Source organism: Chryseobacterium mulctrae, from assembly GCF_006175945.1.
Classification (GTDB): Bacteria; Bacteroidota; Bacteroidia; order Flavobacteriales; family Weeksellaceae; genus Chryseobacterium; species Chryseobacterium mulctrae.
In genome coordinates this window covers 2,118,720-2,134,320 of record NZ_VAJL01000001.1, presented here as the reverse complement: position 1 = coordinate 2,134,320, position 15,601 = coordinate 2,118,720, and the positions used below count along the sequence as shown (strand labels likewise).

General features: G+C 35.2%; 12 protein-coding genes. 6 read left to right on the top strand and 6 right to left on the bottom strand.

Features of this window, described 5'->3' with window-relative positions; genetic code table 11:
• Positions 1-165 precede the first annotated feature (165 nt).
• Complete coding sequence (locus FDY99_RS09625; protein WP_139421068.1) at positions 166-702, top strand: SPOR domain-containing protein; 537 nt, start codon at positions 166-168, stop codon at positions 700-702.
• 51 nt (positions 703-753) lie between these two features.
• Here the strand turns inward: FDY99_RS09625 and FDY99_RS09620 are convergent, their stop codons facing one another.
• The 6 genes from FDY99_RS09620 to FDY99_RS09595 all read right to left on the bottom strand — a co-directional run bounded on the left by FDY99_RS09620 (position 754) and on the right by FDY99_RS09595 (position 9,387).
• The gene (locus FDY99_RS09620) at positions 754-2,028 is read right to left on the bottom strand and encodes a DUF6080 domain-containing protein (protein ID WP_139421066.1); all 1,275 of its coding nucleotides are present in this window, start codon (positions 2,026-2,028) and stop codon (positions 754-756) included.
• 77 nt (positions 2,029-2,105) lie between these two features.
• Entirely contained in the window at positions 2,106-3,407 is a 1,302-nt protein-coding gene (locus tag FDY99_RS09615) for a WD40/YVTN/BNR-like repeat-containing protein (protein ID WP_139421064.1), read from the bottom strand.
• A gap of 67 nt (positions 3,408-3,474) precedes the next feature.
• Positions 3,475-5,016, bottom strand: a complete 1,542-nt coding sequence (locus FDY99_RS09610; RefSeq protein WP_139421062.1) for a protein adenylyltransferase SelO — start codon at positions 5,014-5,016, stop codon at positions 3,475-3,477.
• A gap of 77 nt (positions 5,017-5,093) precedes the next feature.
• A complete protein-coding gene (locus tag FDY99_RS09605) occupies positions 5,094-7,475 on the bottom strand; it encodes a transglycosylase domain-containing protein (protein ID WP_139421060.1) in 2,382 nt (793 codons plus the stop codon).
• Between the two features lie 6 nt (positions 7,476-7,481).
• Positions 7,482-7,943: a gliding motility lipoprotein GldH gene (locus FDY99_RS09600; RefSeq protein WP_139421057.1), complete on the bottom strand. Its 462-nt coding sequence runs from the start codon at positions 7,941-7,943 to the stop codon at positions 7,482-7,484.
• Positions 7,936-9,387 (bottom strand): PSP1 domain-containing protein, encoded by a 1,452-nt coding sequence (locus FDY99_RS09595; protein ID WP_139421055.1) that lies wholly within the window; start codon positions 9,385-9,387, stop codon positions 7,936-7,938. The genes FDY99_RS09600 and FDY99_RS09595 overlap by 8 nt, the downstream gene beginning before the upstream one ends.
• A gap of 277 nt (positions 9,388-9,664) precedes the next feature.
• Between FDY99_RS09595 and FDY99_RS09590 the strand changes: the two genes are divergently transcribed.
• From FDY99_RS09590 to FDY99_RS09570, 5 genes are all read left to right on the top strand, one after another.
• The gene (locus FDY99_RS09590; RefSeq protein WP_139421053.1) at positions 9,665-10,903 is read left to right on the top strand and encodes an OmpP1/FadL family transporter; all 1,239 of its coding nucleotides are present in this window, start codon (positions 9,665-9,667) and stop codon (positions 10,901-10,903) included.
• Positions 10,904-10,912: 9 nt separating this feature from the next.
• Positions 10,913-12,478, top strand: a complete 1,566-nt coding sequence (locus FDY99_RS09585) for an SGNH/GDSL hydrolase family protein (RefSeq protein ID WP_139421051.1) — start codon at positions 10,913-10,915, stop codon at positions 12,476-12,478.
• 85 nt (positions 12,479-12,563) lie between these two features.
• Entirely contained in the window at positions 12,564-13,502 is a 939-nt protein-coding gene (locus FDY99_RS09580; RefSeq protein WP_074230699.1) for a ribose-phosphate pyrophosphokinase, read from the top strand.
• 55 nt (positions 13,503-13,557) lie between these two features.
• Positions 13,558-14,202: a 50S ribosomal protein L25/general stress protein Ctc gene (locus tag FDY99_RS09575; protein WP_139421049.1), complete on the top strand. Its 645-nt coding sequence runs from the start codon at positions 13,558-13,560 to the stop codon at positions 14,200-14,202.
• Between the two features lie 158 nt (positions 14,203-14,360).
• Positions 14,361-15,581, top strand: a complete 1,221-nt coding sequence (locus FDY99_RS09570) for an aminotransferase class V-fold PLP-dependent enzyme (RefSeq protein WP_139421047.1) — start codon at positions 14,361-14,363, stop codon at positions 15,579-15,581.
• Positions 15,582-15,601: the final 20 nt, after the last annotated feature.

The window sequence follows — 15,601 nt, the reverse complement described above, 5'->3', positions numbered from 1 at the left end:
TAAATATTGAATGTGTAATCAATCCCGCAAAAATAATATTTTTAAGAAGAATTTAACGGCTTTAACAAAAGGTAAAATGTCATATAGCTTTAATTTGTAACTATTCTAAATAACTGTGTTTGCTGTATTTTTTAAATTATTATAACTTTGCGGAAATAAGTTTAAATGAAAAATTTCATCAAAATATTTTCGCTACTCTCTTTAATGAGTTTTTATACTCTTGAAGCACAGCAGGTTGTGAAGAAAGATACACTATCTGGAACTGAACTGACCATTACTATGGATTCTCGTGTAAGTGAAGCTTTATCGGCGATTGAAGATCGCTGTGCAAAGACTACGGCAACAAAAGTTTCTTCCGGTATTGACGATGATGCTCCTACAAAACCAACGAAAATATTTGTTCCTAGCAGAGAATTGACCAATGCTGAAATCTGTAGAAAAAATCCTAGAATATTAGGATTCAAAATTCAGATTACGACTGTGAAAAGTAATGACGAAGCGAATGAAATTAAAGCTTATTTCAGAAAAAGATTTCCAAATTTAAAGGTTGAAACGGATGCTTCTTTAAGGCCAAATTATAAAATTTTGGCAGGAAGTTATTTCACAAAACAAAGCGCAGCAAGCGATTTGGCTAGAATAAAGGAGTATTTTAAATCTGCAACACCAATTCAGTACAGAGTTTTCTGTGCAGAAGCAAAATAAAAATTTAACTAAATAAAATTAAAAGGCTGAGAATATTTTTCTCAGCCTTTTTTATCTGTAAAATTGATTAACAAAATCATAAAATTCCCACATTCTCATGTAATTGTTAAGGAGTAAATACACCAACATTACTCCAATGACTACTGTGAAAGCTGACATCATTTTTGGTGATTCTCTGTAAGAAAAAAAGAGCCACCCCAACATAATAGGAAAAACAAAAACAAAATGTCCTCCGTAAATGTAAGAAGTATGAAGCCCGAATCTGAAAACACAATGAATTAAAATGTCAACCAATAAAGAAAGCATGATGATTTGCACCAATTTATTCTTGAAATTTCTAAAATAGCTCCATAAAACAAGTCCTAAAAGTAATCCGATGAACAAATAGGGGATAACTGAAGTGTAAACATCCATGAAAAGCGCTTTATAGTAAAAACCTTTCATATTATGTTTTTCACGGATAAAAAAGTTTGGAAAAAGGATGCTTCCACCAAAGAAATAGGAGTAAATCATATCCCAGGTCGGAGTAGATTTTACATTAGAAAATTTCTCGTACTGCTCTCCGGATTTTGAAAGTATATTTTTGTATTTAAAATCGATTCGGTAAAGATAAAGAAGGATAAAAGTTACGCAAGTAAGTACAACTCTGAAAACTGCATTACCGAATTTTTTCCAACTTTTAAAAATGTCTTTTTCAAATGCAATCGGAATGAAAACTTTTACAATATTTGTTACGGTTAATCCTCCAATCGTGACTCCTGCCAAAACCAAAGCTGAACCGGCAATTTTTTGATCTTTTTTAAATTTTATTGCTGTGTAATAATTGAATAATACCAATAAAAATAAGGTGTAAGTATAGGTTTCCGGAGTGAATGACAATAAAATATTTGTTGAAAAAACACTGAAGAAAGCAACAATCAACAGATTTAATCCTATGGGAAGATAGGTGATGCTTTTTAAATATTTGTAGATCTGAATCAGGCTTAAACTGATGGTAATATTACTCAACCAAGCTAATGTTAATCTGAAATTACTTCCTGTTTTTCCATCAGAAATATAAAATGCCAACTCCCGAATCCAATTGAAAAAATAATAAGATAAAGGATGTCTTTCGAAGCTTCCGCCGCTCATTACGATAGCTTTATTATCGAAACTGAAATATCCGTCCCAAGGAATTCTTGAGTCAAAAATAATGCGGTAATGTTGCGCTAAATAGGTTCCGAATATGCCGTAAACAACAATAAAGAATACGAATAATCCTAATTCTACATACGAAGAAGGAAAAACAATTTTAAAAAAGGTTAAAAATTTTGATTTGAATGACACTAATTGTAGTTTTTGCAAAAGTAAAATAAAAAACTCACCCAAAAAGGTGAGTTTTTATAATATTGAAAAGATATTAATTAATCTTTAATGATTTTTTCTGTTTTGCTGCTTCCGTCAGAAAACTCTACTTTAACTAAGTAAGTTCCTTTAGTAAATGCGCTAAGGTTTACTGTTTCAGAGCTTCCTACAGTAAGTACTTTTCCTGATAAATCTAATACAGTTGTTGATTTTATTTTCTTATCAGTTTTGATGTTTACTTCTCCTTTTGTTGGGTTCGGATATATCGATAAGTTGTTGTTTTTTTTGTTTATAGCATCGTTTACTCCTAAAGATCCCGAAGACTTATATACACCTCCTACAGTAGCACTTGTGTTAAAACCTCCTCCAAAAACAGTTGATGTATTAAGAGCGGCTACGCTAACCATGCTATTTGTACTTTCAATAGTTGTCCAAGTAGTTCCTCCATTGTAACTTACACTAGATCCAGCTCCGTTGCCTACTGCTATTAAAGTAGAAGTTGTTCCAGGAACATATGTAATGTCTGATGCTTGTGCAAGAGTTGTAGGTAATGTTGTCCAATTGGCTCCTCCATCTGTAGTAGAATAGACATTTCCAAGATCATTAAGGATCCATGCGGTGTTAGCATCTTTTAAAGCAATCTTTCCACTTGATGTAGTACTTCCAAAATCTGAAATTGGTGTTGAAACAACTGTCCATGTTGCTCCTTTATTAGCTGATTTGAAAATCCTTCCTTTAGAAGTACCAAACCAAATATTGTCTCCTGCTACTTCTTTAAGGTGGACATATCCGGCCTCCCCACTTGTAGCCGCTGCAACAGAAGCAGAGGTTAATTTTGTCCAATTTGTTCCTCCATTTGTAGTGGTGTAAATTTCAAATAAAGTTCCGGTTGGGTCTCCCATTGCGACACCATTATTGTCGTCCCAAAAATGAATTGTATTCGCAAAAGATGCATTAGAGCTAAATGAAGCACTTGCTTGTTTTGTCCATGTGGATCCACTATTAGTTGTTTTCCATACGCCACCGCCATTTCCACCCGCAGTAGGAGTTGCTACTACCCAAGCTGTTGTTCCAGAAACTGCTGTTAAATCAGAAATTATATAATTTGTATTGCCTACGTTAATGGTTCCTGAAGACCAAGTTGTTCCTGCATTTGTTGTTCTGGTAAATGTTTGATAATTTGCTTCTACAGCTGAACCATCATATCCTAATGCCCAAGCGACATTGTTATCAACGATTGCAATAGTGTTAATGCCTGTAGTTGCAGCTGTGAATGCAGAATTTTGTTGTGTCCAACTTAATTGTGAATATGCGTTTACACTTAATGTTAATGCAAATGCAAAAAGTAGAATTTTTTTCATGAATAATTATTTTTTTTCAAAATTAATGAAAATAATTACATATTAATGAAAATGTTTAGCAAATATTCTAAGAACTACAAGAAAGCATTGAACATCCGGAAATATCATCGTAATTCAGGGGTCTTTTTACTGAAAATGCAGGGAAAATTTCTTCGTATGGATTTTCTAGAGCTTTTGTCAGTTTTTGTAATATTTCGGTTTTACCATTGTTGATTTCTTCAATGCATTCAAAAAGAAGATAATTTCTAAGCAGAAATTTCGGATTTGCTTTTTTCATTAAACCTGAAGACTCTTCTTTTGAAATACGATTCGTCTTTAATCGGTGGGAATAATTTTGAATGAAATCTTCAATCTTTTTTATTTTAGCATCATCTAAAAAACCGTAAGATATTTTCTGGAAGTCCGTTTTAATGTCTGAAATATTATCCAGTTTTTCTAAAAGATTAAAAAATAGAGTATAATCGAATTGAAGCTCTTGCATCAAGCCTTGCCAGTTGATGAAAAACTCTTCATCTTCTTTTTTTAATTCATCAAAGCCAAATTTTCGGCAGAGCATTTTATCATGAGCTTTCCAAAAATAATTTCCGTAAGAATTTAATGTTTCTTCTAAAAAAAATTCATCTTTTATCAATGGGAAAAGTGCGTTGGCAAGTTGCCAAAGATTCCATTGTGAAATTTGTCCCTGTTTTCCGAAAGCATATCTTCTTCCTGGCAAATCAGTCGTGTTGGGTGTGAAATTTAAATCATATTCATCCATCATAGAATAAGGTCCATAATCGATTGTTAAACCTAAAATCGACATGTTGTCTGTATTCATCACGCCATGTACAAAGCCAACTCTAAACCATTCGACTATTAAATCTGCTGTTTTGGTGCAGACTTCACTGAAAAAGTCTTTGTATTTCTGTTCGCCTTGAGAAGTTATATTTTTAAAATAATTTTTAATTGTAAAATCTGTCAGTTCGGTAAGTGTTTTTATTTCTTTCTGTGCAGAAATCAATTCGAAATGACCAAAACGAAGGAAGCTTTCGGCAGTTCTTACAACGACGGCGCCTTTTTCATTCTGCGGATTCCCACTATACATCATATCTCGAACAACCTCTTCACCTGTAAAGCATAAGCTTAAAGCTCGGGTCGTTGGAATTCCCAAATGATGCATTGCCTCGCTCATCAGATATTCGCGAACAGAAGATCTCAGAACAGCTCTACCATCTGCGTGACGAGAATAAGGTGTCGCTCCGGCTCCTTTCCATTGAATTTCGTTTTTTTCTCCTGCTTCATTGGTGATTTCACCTGCAAGAATTGCACGGCCATCTCCTAACTGACCTGCCCAGTTTCCAAACTGATGTCCTGCGTAAGCTGTCGCATAAGTTTTTATATTTTCAGGTAAGTTGGTTGCTGCTAAAAAATTAAGGTCGTCTTCATTAAATTCTCCCAAACCTATTTCTTCTGAAAGTTTTTCATTAAAAATAATTAATTCAGGATTTTCAAAACCAACTGGTTCTACAGTTGAAAAAAGAACTTTAGGTGTGTTTCTCTGAATCGTGTTTCCTGAAAAATCTCCAGGGAAAATCTCTGTAAATGGCTGGGTAATCTTGTCGATATTCATAGTTCAAAGATATTAAAAGTAAGAAATAAAAAAGACCTTCCAATAATTGAAAGGTCTTATAATGATTATAAAGAAATTTATTTATTAAAATCGATATCTTCACTGGTGTTCAAATGCTCATTTACATTTTCTTCTTTTTTACCAGAGTTGTTTTTTGGTCCTGTGTCTGCAGGTCGTGGATTTTTTAAATCATCGATGGTTTGCAATCCTCCATCATCACCGTATCCACCGCTAAGTCCCTGAAGATTTGAGCATCCGTCTTTCCAATCAAGAGGTTTTACAAATTTATCGTCAGGTGATATTTTTAAGCTTTTATCGGCCCATACTTTTTTCATAAATATTGCCCAGATTGGTAATGCCATTTTTGCTCCCTGACCTTCTCCTGTTCCAAAAAAGTGGGTTGCTCTGTCTTCCCAGCCTACCCAAGCTCCGGTTGCCAGTTTTGGAGTAATTCCCATAAACCAACCATCAGAGTTATTCTGAGTTGTTCCAGTTTTTGCAGCAATTTCAATGTTTTTAGATACTCCTCGTCTTCCCAGTTCTCCTGAAGCGGTACCGTATTGAGCAACACCTTTCATTAGTTCAATCATGGTGTAAGCGTAATTAGGATTCATTACTTCTTTCGGTTCTGAGATTACCTCTTTTATCACTCTTCCGTTGACGTCTTCAATTCTCCAGATCATTTCCGGTTTGTTGTAATTTCCGTAATTGGCAAATGTGCTGTAGGCTCCAAGCATTTCATAGATTGTAATATCAGAAGCTCCTAAAGCCATTGGTAAGCTTGTAGAAATTTCTTCGGTAACCCCCAAATCTCTTGCGGTCTGAATTACACTTTGCGTTCCTGTCATTTCAGCCAATCTTAATGCAACAGGGTTTTGAGAGTGAGCTAAAGCATCTTTTAATGTTAACATTCCACCTCTTCCGGGTACATGATAACTTCCTTTGTTGAAACTAGCATTTGAAATAGTTGAACAAGGTGTTAAACCTAATTTCATAATCGCAGTTGCATAAACAAATGGTTTGAAAGTAGATCCTACCTGTCTTTTTCCTTGTTTGATGTGATCGTATTGGAAATGTTGCCAATCGATTCCTCCAACCCAAGCTTTAATTTCGCCTGTTCCCGGAACCATAGACATTAAACCTGCCTGTGCAATTTGCTTGTGCCATCTTATAGAATCCCAAGGAGACATTTCAACTTCTTCTTCACCTGCCCAAGTAAACCTTGACATTTTTATCGGCTTGCGGAATTCCATCATAATAGAATCTTCAGGAACTCCAGCTCTGCTTAATTGTTTGTAACGACCGGTTCGTTTTACCGCCTGCATCATTACTTTGTTTGCTTGCTGATCATTAAGATAGTAAAAAGGTCTGTTTTTTCTGCCTCTCTGCTCTGCATCAAATCTTTTTTGAAGATCAGTTAAATGTTCTTTAATAGATTCTTCCGCATATTTCTGCATCTTAGAATCAAGGGTTACATATATTTTTAATCCGTCTTTAAATAGATTTAATGGTTTTCCCGTTTCTTTTTCGTAATCTTTAAGATAATTATCTATTTCCTTTTTTAAGTAAAACTTATAATATGCTGAATAATCATCAGTAATATTCTTAATAGGGTGGTAATCTAGAGTAATTGGGGTTGCTACAGCTTTATCAAAAGTTTCTTTATCTATATATTCAGTTTTAAGCATTTGCTCCAACACAACGTCTCTTCTGAATTTGGCTCTTTCAGCATTACGCATCGGATTATTTTTAACTGGGTTTTCGAGCATTGCAACAAACATTGCAGCTTCTGGTAAGGTTAATTCTGCAGTTGTTTTATTGAAATATATCTTTGATGCCATTTCAACGCCATTGGCATTATATAAAAAATCAAACTTATTAAAATATAATGTGATGATTTCTTCTTTCGTGTAACGTTTTTCAAGACTTACAGCAACAACCCATTCTTTTAGTTTTTGTATAACAGCTTTTACTTTATTGTCAGATCTTTTGCCTGTGAAAAGTAATTTTGCCAGCTGTTGGGTAACAGTAGATCCACCACCTCTTCCGCCTCTAAACGCTACAGCTCGAACAACAGATTGTAAGTCAATCCCAGAATGTTCTTTAAAGCGTTCATCTTCTTTTGCATATAATGCATAGATGAGGTATGGGGGAAGTGATTTGTATTCAACAGGTTGTGTTTTCTCTTTCTCAAATTTACCTAAAAGAACTCCGTCTGATGAATAAATTTGGGACGCCACATAAATATCCGGATTTTCAAGTTCTTTTACATCGGGCATTTCACCAAGAAAGCCTTGGGAAACTGCAAAGAAAATCCCTGAAATACCTAAAACTACTGCAATAAAACCAATCCAGATGAATTTTACCCATCTTTTCCATGCAGAATTTTTGGTACTTTTTTTAGGAGGAAGCGGGAACGTCTTTCCCTTGTTTCCTTTATTTTGTTTGTTTTCTTCCATGTATAATTACGGTTTAGCCGTTTCTACTTTTATACCTAAGTCTTCAATCCCCGGAAGATTGTCGTTTCTCATTGCCTGAGCAACTGCAATTTCATAATTGCCTTTTTCCGGGAATTTGTAATTTAATTTATACTGAAACAAAGTTTCTTTCGTTTCTCCAAATCCTGTTCCAAGCCATTCTCCGTTTGGTTTTGCTAAAATATAATTCAGCGTATCAATCTGTTTGGCTTTGGTTTTCGGGTTGGTAAGATTAACAATGAATCTTATATTACTGTAAGGGTACTCATTGTTGTTCCTTACAACAAATATAAGATTTTTAGGATTTTGCGGATCCGAAATTTCAAGATTAAATTTTTGTTCGGTCTTCTTATTCCATTTATTATCAACGTTATTCATAATAACGTCTTCTCCGGTAGCATTGCAGCTTACCAAAAAAACAAGGAGAAAAAGTCCTGAAATTTTATGCATTATTATCTTTTTTTGGAGGAAATTTCTTTTTAAACTTCTTTTTGGGCTGTTGATTCTGTGGTTTTTTATCAACATCATTATTCACTGCTTCAGTTTTTTCCAACTGCGGTTTTTCCGATTGTGGTTTCTGCTGTTGCGGTTTTTGAGGCCTTTGATTATTATTTTGATTAGGCCTTGTGCTTTTTTCAGGTCTTTGCTGACGTTCAGGTCTTTCTGTTCTTTCGCCTTTATCTGCTCTGTCCTGTGGTTTTTCGTTGTTGTTTTCAGGTCTAGGTTTTCTAGGTCCCTGATTTTGATTGTTGTTTGGTCTGTTTTGATTCTGATTTCCTTGGTTTCTGTTTTTGTTGAAACCTCTGTTTTTCTTCTCAAAACGATCGACACTGTTTTCCTGAATTAAATCTACTGTTTTAATAGAAATTTCAGGTTGCTTCAAATCTTCGAGAGGTAACGTTTTTTCACCTCTTTTATTTTGCGAAATCATTTTTTTAACCAAATCAACGTCGAAATCGTACCACGCCATCGAGCTGTCGACGTAGGCAAACCACATTTTCTTTTTGAAAACATCAATTTTTATACAAAAAGCTCTTCCTTTTTCGGTATCAATCATGGTTGAAGAAGAAGGGAAGTGGCTTAATGCATCAAGATAGCTGTCTAATTCATAGTTTAGACAACATTTAAGTTTACCACATTGTCCTGCCAGTTTTTGAGGATTAATGCTCAATTGCTGATATCTTGCCACATTGGTGTTTACTGATCTGAAGTCAGTTAACCAAGTAGAGCAACACAATTCTCTTCCGCAAGATCCTATTCCGCCTACTTTTGCAGCTTCCTGTCTGAAACCGATCTGTTTCATATCGATTTTTGTACGGAAAGCTCCTGCGAATTCTTTAATCAACATTCTGAAATCCACTCGGTTATCGGCGGTGTAGTAGAATGTTACTTTAGAAGAGTCGCCTTGATATTCCACATCAGTAATCTTCATTTCAAGACCTATTCTGTGTGAAATTTTTCGGGCTTCAATTTTTACATTTTCCTCTTTTTTTCTAGCTTCCTGCCAAACTTCAATGTCTTTTTGGTTGGCCAGCCTATATATTTTAAGTGGGTTTTCTTCTGAAGCTCTTTTTTTCTTCATCTGAATTTTCACTAATTCACCAGTGAGGCTTACTACGCCTACATCATGTCCCGGACTAGATTCTACTGTTACAATGCTACCTATATGTAAAGGAATATTATTTACATTTTTATAAAATAATTTTCTGTCATTTTTAAATCTAACTTCTACAAAATCACACCTGTTTGATGCAGGGTTTTGTACGTTAGACAGCCAATCGAAAACACTTAATTTATAACTATTACCGCAGGTATTTACACTTTCACAGCCATTTGCAGATTTTGTTCCGCAAGAATGTGCAGAATCGCCGGATGTTTTACATCCACAACTCATATTATAATTTGTTTAATCTTGCAAATTTATTGATTTTTATCTTTATACAATTCCAAATGTACTAAATATTAATTTTTGAAAATGTTTAATATTAAACATGGTGAAAATTGATTGTCTGGATTCTATTTAATGCAATGTTATTGAGTGTGTTATTTTAATTTATGCATGAGATATTATTTTAAACATAGTTTTCTTTTATTACTTTGTTTAAAATTTTAAGATTTATTAACAGACCTAAACAAAATAATTTTATATTTGGGTTATATAATAATAGTCTATGAAAAAAATATTAATATCAACTGCTTTATTGGCTGGTGTTTTATCTTATGCGGGAGGCTTTAGAGTTTCTTTGCAAGGGGTAAAACAATTGGCAATGGCGCACACAAGTGCTCATGCTGAAGATGCGAGTGTTGCATTTTTTAATCCAGCGGGTATGTCATTTATTCCTTCTAAACTAAGTATTGTTGCAGGAGGTTTTGGAGCAAGTAATAAAGTTACTTTTCAGAATTTAAATACTTTACAAAGTACAGAGACTGATAATCCGTTGGGTACACCAATTTATGCAGCGATTGCTTATAAGCCGATTAATAAATTATCGATTGGTTTCAGTTTTTCTACGCCTTTTGGAAGTACAATTCAATATCCTTACGATTGGGAAGGAAGAGAAATGGTACAGAAACTTGAGCTGAAAAGTTTTTATTTCCAGCCTATGGTTTCCGTGAAAATGGCAGACTGGGTTTCTTTCGGTGCGAGTTATATTTACGCAAGAGGATCGGTAAACTGGGATAAAGCAGTGACGCAATTTGGCGGAACGGTTAATATTAATGACGAGAAAGCAAGTGGTCACGGTTATGGTTTTGGTTTTTATTTCAGACCCGATCCAAAATTTGATATGAGTATTGCATACCGTTCTCCTGTTGATATGAAAGCTAAAAAAGGAACTGCAACTTTCGTTGCACCTGCACAAACTACTGTAAACACGCTTTTAGGATTGAACGGAGCGGGACAGGATAGTTTCACAGCAACTTTACCTCTTGTAGAAGAATATACAATTGGTTTAACGTACAGGGTTACTCCAAAATGGCAAATCTCTGCAGATTTCAACTACCATGGTTGGGAAAGATACAGCAAGCTGACTTTAGATTTTGCTAATGCTCCAATTGGAAATCAAACAGATCCTACAATATTGGTTGCTCCAAAGAACTTTAAAAATTCTAAAACAGTAAGATTAGGAACTCAATATGCATTCACAAATATGATTTATGGCCGTTTAGGTGCTTATTACGATGAGTCTCCTTATTCTGATGAAAACTTCATTCCGGAAACACCATCTTTTGATTCTTTTGTGTTGACAGGAGGTTTAGGTTTCAAACTTAATAAATTCGGAGTTGATGTTGCTGGTGGTTATGCGATGCCACAAAGCAGAGATGTGAAAAATAATTACTTAGGTTTCTATGGTCAGGCAAAGGCTAAAGCATTCTATTTTGGTCTAGGTTTATCTTATAATGCTTTTTAATTTTAAATTATGAAAAAAATAATAATATCTACAATAGCTGTTTCTGCACTTTTTTTTACAGTAAGTTGTAATACAGATTTTGATACTGATGTAGAAGACATCGTTGTAACGAAAGGTGAAGCAGATTTCTCTAATTATGTTGCGCTGGGAAACTCACTTACATCAGGTTATAGAGATGGAACACTTTACAGTGATGGTCAAAACGAATCTTATCCAAGTATGATTGCAATGCAAATGAAACTTGCAGGTGGAGGAGCGTTTAAGCAGCCATTGATGCCCAATAATGTTGGAGGTTTTACAAACTTACCTGGTTTTCCGGGAAAACTCGTTTTAAAAATGGTTAATGGAGCTTTAGCTCCTGTTGCTTCTCCTGCTGCTGCAACTTTAGATAATGTTGCTGCGGGTAGACCATATAATAATATGGGAGTTCCCGGTGCAAAATCTTTTCATCTTGTAGCTCCAAATTATGGAAGTGCTGCAGGTTTGTCTACAGGAACTGCAAATCCTTATTTTGTAAGATTTGCTTCTTCTGCAACGACGAGCGTTTTAGCAGATGCAATGGTGCAAAAACCAAGTTTTTTCTCTCTTTGGATTGGAAATAATGATGTGTTGTCGTACGCAACAAATGGTGGAACTAATTCGCAAACTACAGGAGGAGTTACTACATATACTGCTGCGACAGTACAGAACGGCAATACAAATCCTGCGACATACAGATCAAATGATATTTCAGATGCTAATGTAGTAGCAGGTTCTATAAAAGGTGTTCTTGATGGATTGAAAAGTGTAGGATCTACAAAAGGAGTTATTGCAAATATTCCTGATGTTACCAATATCCCGTTTTTTACAAGAGTTCCTTATAATGCTATACCTTTAGACGCAGCAAAAGCACAGTCTTTAAATACTCAGCTTTATGGACCTTTAAAAGCTGCTCTTACTGCATTTGGACAAGGTGATAGAATTAATCCTGTTGTAGCAGGAAATAATCCGGTGCTTATTATTGATAATAAATTAGCTAATCTTTCAGCACAACTTACGGCTGCACTTACTGCAGGTGGAGTTCCGGCAACTCAGGCTGCATTTATTGGAAATGCTTTCGGAAGAGCACGTCAGGCAAAACCTGGAGAATTAATGCTTCTTACATCAAGTGCGCTGTTAGGTTTAGATGCAACAACTAATCAACCTGCTACACCAACTTCTGTGTTTATTTACGGAGCAAGTTTCCCAATAGGAGATCAGTATTCCTTAACAACAGATGAAGTGAATAATATTTCTACAGCTGTTAAAGCTTATAATACTTCTATCAGATCTATGGCAGATTCTTATGGTTTGGCTTTTGTTGATATGAATGCTAAAATGATTGAATTAAATTCTAAATCAGGAATTTCTTGGAATGGAGTAAGGTATACAGCTACTTTTGTTACGGGAGGTACTTTCTCTTTAGATGGAGTTCACCTTACCGGAAGAGGATATGCAGTGGTTGCTAATGAATTTATAAAGGCAATCAACATGAAATATAAATCGACTTTACCACAGGTAGATCCTAATAAATATTCAGGAATTACATTTCCTTAATCGGAGATAAAAATAAATAATAGAAACCACAGGATTGATTCTTGTGGTTTTTTTTTAAATTTGCAAAATCTTTTAAAAAGTAAAAATGGCCGATCAGTTAAGTTATCTATTTTCTACAAGAACCAGTAAGGATCTTGCAGAAAAAATTGCCCAGCATTATGGGAAAGAATTAGGAAAAATCAACTTTCAGGAGTTCAGCGACGGAGAATTCGAACCTGTTTTAGACGAATCTGTAAGAGGAGGAAGAGTTTTCCTAATCGGATCTACGTTTCCGCCGGCAGACAATCTTTTAGAATTGCTTCTAATGATTGATGCAGCAAAAAGAGCTTCTGCAAAAAGTATTACCGTAGTGCTTCCGTACTTTGGGCTTGCAAGACAAGACAGAAAAGACAAGCCAAGAGCGCCGATTGGGGCTAAATTGGTGGCAAATCTTTTAACTGCTGCAGGTGCAACCAGAGTAATGACGATGGATTTACACGCAGATCAGATTCAAGGATTCTTCGAAATTCCTGTGGATCATTTGTATGCTTCTACCATCTTTGTAGACTACATCAAGAATCTTAAGCTTGATAATCTTACCATTGCTTCTCCGGATATGGGAGGTGCAAAAAGAGCAAAAAACTATGCAGGTCACCTTGGTGCAGACGTAGTAATTGCCTATAAAGAAAGAAAAAAAGCAAACGTTGTAGAAGAAATGTTCCTTATTGGGGATGTGGAAGGTAAAAATGTTATCCTTATTGATGATATGATTGATACTGCAGGAACACTTTGCAAAGCTGCAGATATCTTAATGGAAAAAGGAGCAAAATCTGTAAGAGCAATGGCTACTCACGGAGTGCTTTCTGGGAAGGCTTATGACAATATCGAGAACTCGCAATTGTTGGAAGTTATTGTAACTGACTCAATTCCTGTGAAAAATGGTTTGTCATCTAAAATAAAAGTGCTATCTTGCGCCCCATTATTTGCAGATGTTATGAAGATGGTGCACGAGCATCAATCTATTAGCAGTAAGTTCGTTATCTAATTGGTAATTAGCTAAATGCGATTTAAATCGAAACAATTTTTTTAAATTTTTATAAATGAAATCAATTACAATTCAAGGTACAAAAAGAGAAAGCGTGGGCAAAAAGTCTACAAAAGCTTTACGTGATGCTGAATTAGTTCCTTGTGTTGTTTACGGAGGTGGTGAGCCATTGAATTTCTCTGCTACAGAGAAGTCATTCAAAGGTTTGGTATATACTCCTGAAGCACACACGGTATCTATTGAAGTTGACGGACAGGTAATTCCTGCAGTTCTTCAAGATATTCAGTTCCACCCAATTACAGACAAAATTATTCACGCAGACTTCTACAGATTATCTGACGATAAGCCAGTTATTATGGAAGTTCCTGTAAGAATTACAGGTCGTTCTAAAGGTGTTGTAGCTGGTGGTGTTTTACGTCAGACTTTCAGAAAGTTAAAAGTAAAAGCTATTCCTGCAAACTTGCCAGATGAGATCGTTGTAGATATTACTCCGCTTAAAATTGGTAACAAACTTTATGTAGGAACTATCAAAACTGAAGGATATTCTTTCATGCACCCAGACAATGCAGTTGTTGTAGCTGTTAAAATGTCTAGAAATGCAGCGAAAGGTGGAGCGGCAGCTCAAGATGATGATGAGGATGAAGAAGTTGCAACTGAAGAAGGAGCAGCTCCAGAAGCAGCTGAAGCTTCAGCAGAATAAGAATTTTCTTACTCTAAATAAATTAACCTGTCATTTTTTGGCAGGTTTTTTTTGTTTTAGATAAAAATGATCACTCTATTAATCTGGCAGACTTTTAGATAAAAAATCGTAAATTTGATGCGTTCTAAATAAAGAACCTTTTAATTAAAATTGTAATAATGTTTGACATTCAGGAAATCAGAAGTCAGTTTTCTATATTAAATCAGGAGGTGAACGGTAAACCATTGGTTTATTTAGATAATGCAGCAACGTCTCAGAAACCCAACTCAGTACTTGAGGTTTGGAATCAATATTATACCGAGCTCAATGCTAATGTACATCGCGGAATTCATACATTGAGCCAATTAGCAACCGAAGAAATGGAGCTTTCAAGAAGAAAAATCCAGAAATTCATCAATGCTAAAGATGATTTTGAAGTCATCTTCACCAAAGGAACAACCGAGGGTCTAAACCTTATCGCTTATATTTTAACTCAAAAGTTAAAGAAAGATGACGAGATTATTATCTCTTATCTTGAGCATCATTCGAATATCGTTCCGTGGCAATTGCTTTGCGAAAGAACGGGTGCAAAACTTCGCGTTATCCCAATTGATGAAAACGGAATTCTTCAATTGGATTATTTAGACGAATTTTTAAGCGAAAAAACAAAAGTAGTATCTGTTAATCAGGTCTCCAATGCTTTGGGAATTGTAAATCCTGTTGAAGAAATTATTGCTAAAACAAGAGCCAATTCAGATGCTTACGTCGTGATTGACGGTGCTCAGTCGGCTCCTCATTTTACAATTGATGTGCAGAAGTTAGACTGCGATTTTTTTGTGTTTTCAGGACATAAAATGTATGCTCCGATGGGAACGGGAATATTGTACGGAAAACAGGAAATTCTTGAAAATTTGCCGCCTTTCCACGGTGGAGGTGAAATGATTGCGGTATGTTCGTTCGATGCAACAACATATGCAGGTTTGCCTTTTAAATATGAAGCCGGAACTCCAAATGTAGGCGGAAATATTGCTTTGGGTGCCGCTATTGATTTCATTAAAAAAGTAGGGCAGGAAAATATCCAAACTCACGAAAATGCTTTGCTGAAATATGCGCAAAGACAACTTTTGGAGATTGAAGGATTAAAAGTATATGGCGAAAAAGCTCACAGAACAGGTGTAGTTTCATTTAACTTAGAAGGAATTGGTATTTCTTCAGATGTAGGAATGATTCTCGATAAAATGGGAGTTGCAGTAAGAACCGGACATCATTGTACGCAACCGATCATGGATTTCTTTAATATTGCAGGAACCGTAAGAGCAAGTTTTGCGGTTTACAATACATTTAATGAAATCGATCTACTTGTAGAAGGTGTGAAAAAAGCAAAACGAATGCTTTCTTAATAACTTAACAGACTGTTTCT

Excerpts from the sequence above, each read along its gene's own strand:
- FDY99_RS09625 (WP_139421068.1), top strand. The coding sequence starts at position 166 with ATGAAAAATTTCATCAAAATATTTTCGCTACTCTCTTTAATGAGTTTT.
- FDY99_RS09615 (WP_139421064.1), bottom strand. The coding sequence starts at position 3,407 with ATGAAAAAAATTCTACTTTTTGCATTTGCATTAACATTAAGTGTAAAC.
- FDY99_RS09610 (WP_139421062.1), bottom strand. The coding sequence starts at position 5,016 with ATGAATATCGACAAGATTACCCAGCCATTTACAGAGATTTTCCCTGGA.
- FDY99_RS09605 (WP_139421060.1), bottom strand. The coding sequence starts at position 7,475 with ATGGAAGAAAACAAACAAAATAAAGGAAACAAGGGAAAGACGTTCCCG.
- FDY99_RS09600 (WP_139421057.1), bottom strand. The coding sequence starts at position 7,943 with ATGCATAAAATTTCAGGACTTTTTCTCCTTGTTTTTTTGGTAAGCTGC.
- FDY99_RS09595 (WP_139421055.1), bottom strand. The coding sequence starts at position 9,387 with ATGAGTTGTGGATGTAAAACATCCGGCGATTCTGCACATTCTTGCGGA.
- FDY99_RS09590 (WP_139421053.1), top strand. The coding sequence starts at position 9,665 with ATGAAAAAAATATTAATATCAACTGCTTTATTGGCTGGTGTTTTATCT.
- FDY99_RS09585 (WP_139421051.1), top strand. The coding sequence starts at position 10,913 with ATGAAAAAAATAATAATATCTACAATAGCTGTTTCTGCACTTTTTTTT.
- FDY99_RS09580 (WP_074230699.1), top strand. The coding sequence starts at position 12,564 with ATGGCCGATCAGTTAAGTTATCTATTTTCTACAAGAACCAGTAAGGAT.
- FDY99_RS09575 (WP_139421049.1), top strand. The coding sequence starts at position 13,558 with ATGAAATCAATTACAATTCAAGGTACAAAAAGAGAAAGCGTGGGCAAA.
- FDY99_RS09570 (WP_139421047.1), top strand. The coding sequence starts at position 14,361 with ATGTTTGACATTCAGGAAATCAGAAGTCAGTTTTCTATATTAAATCAG.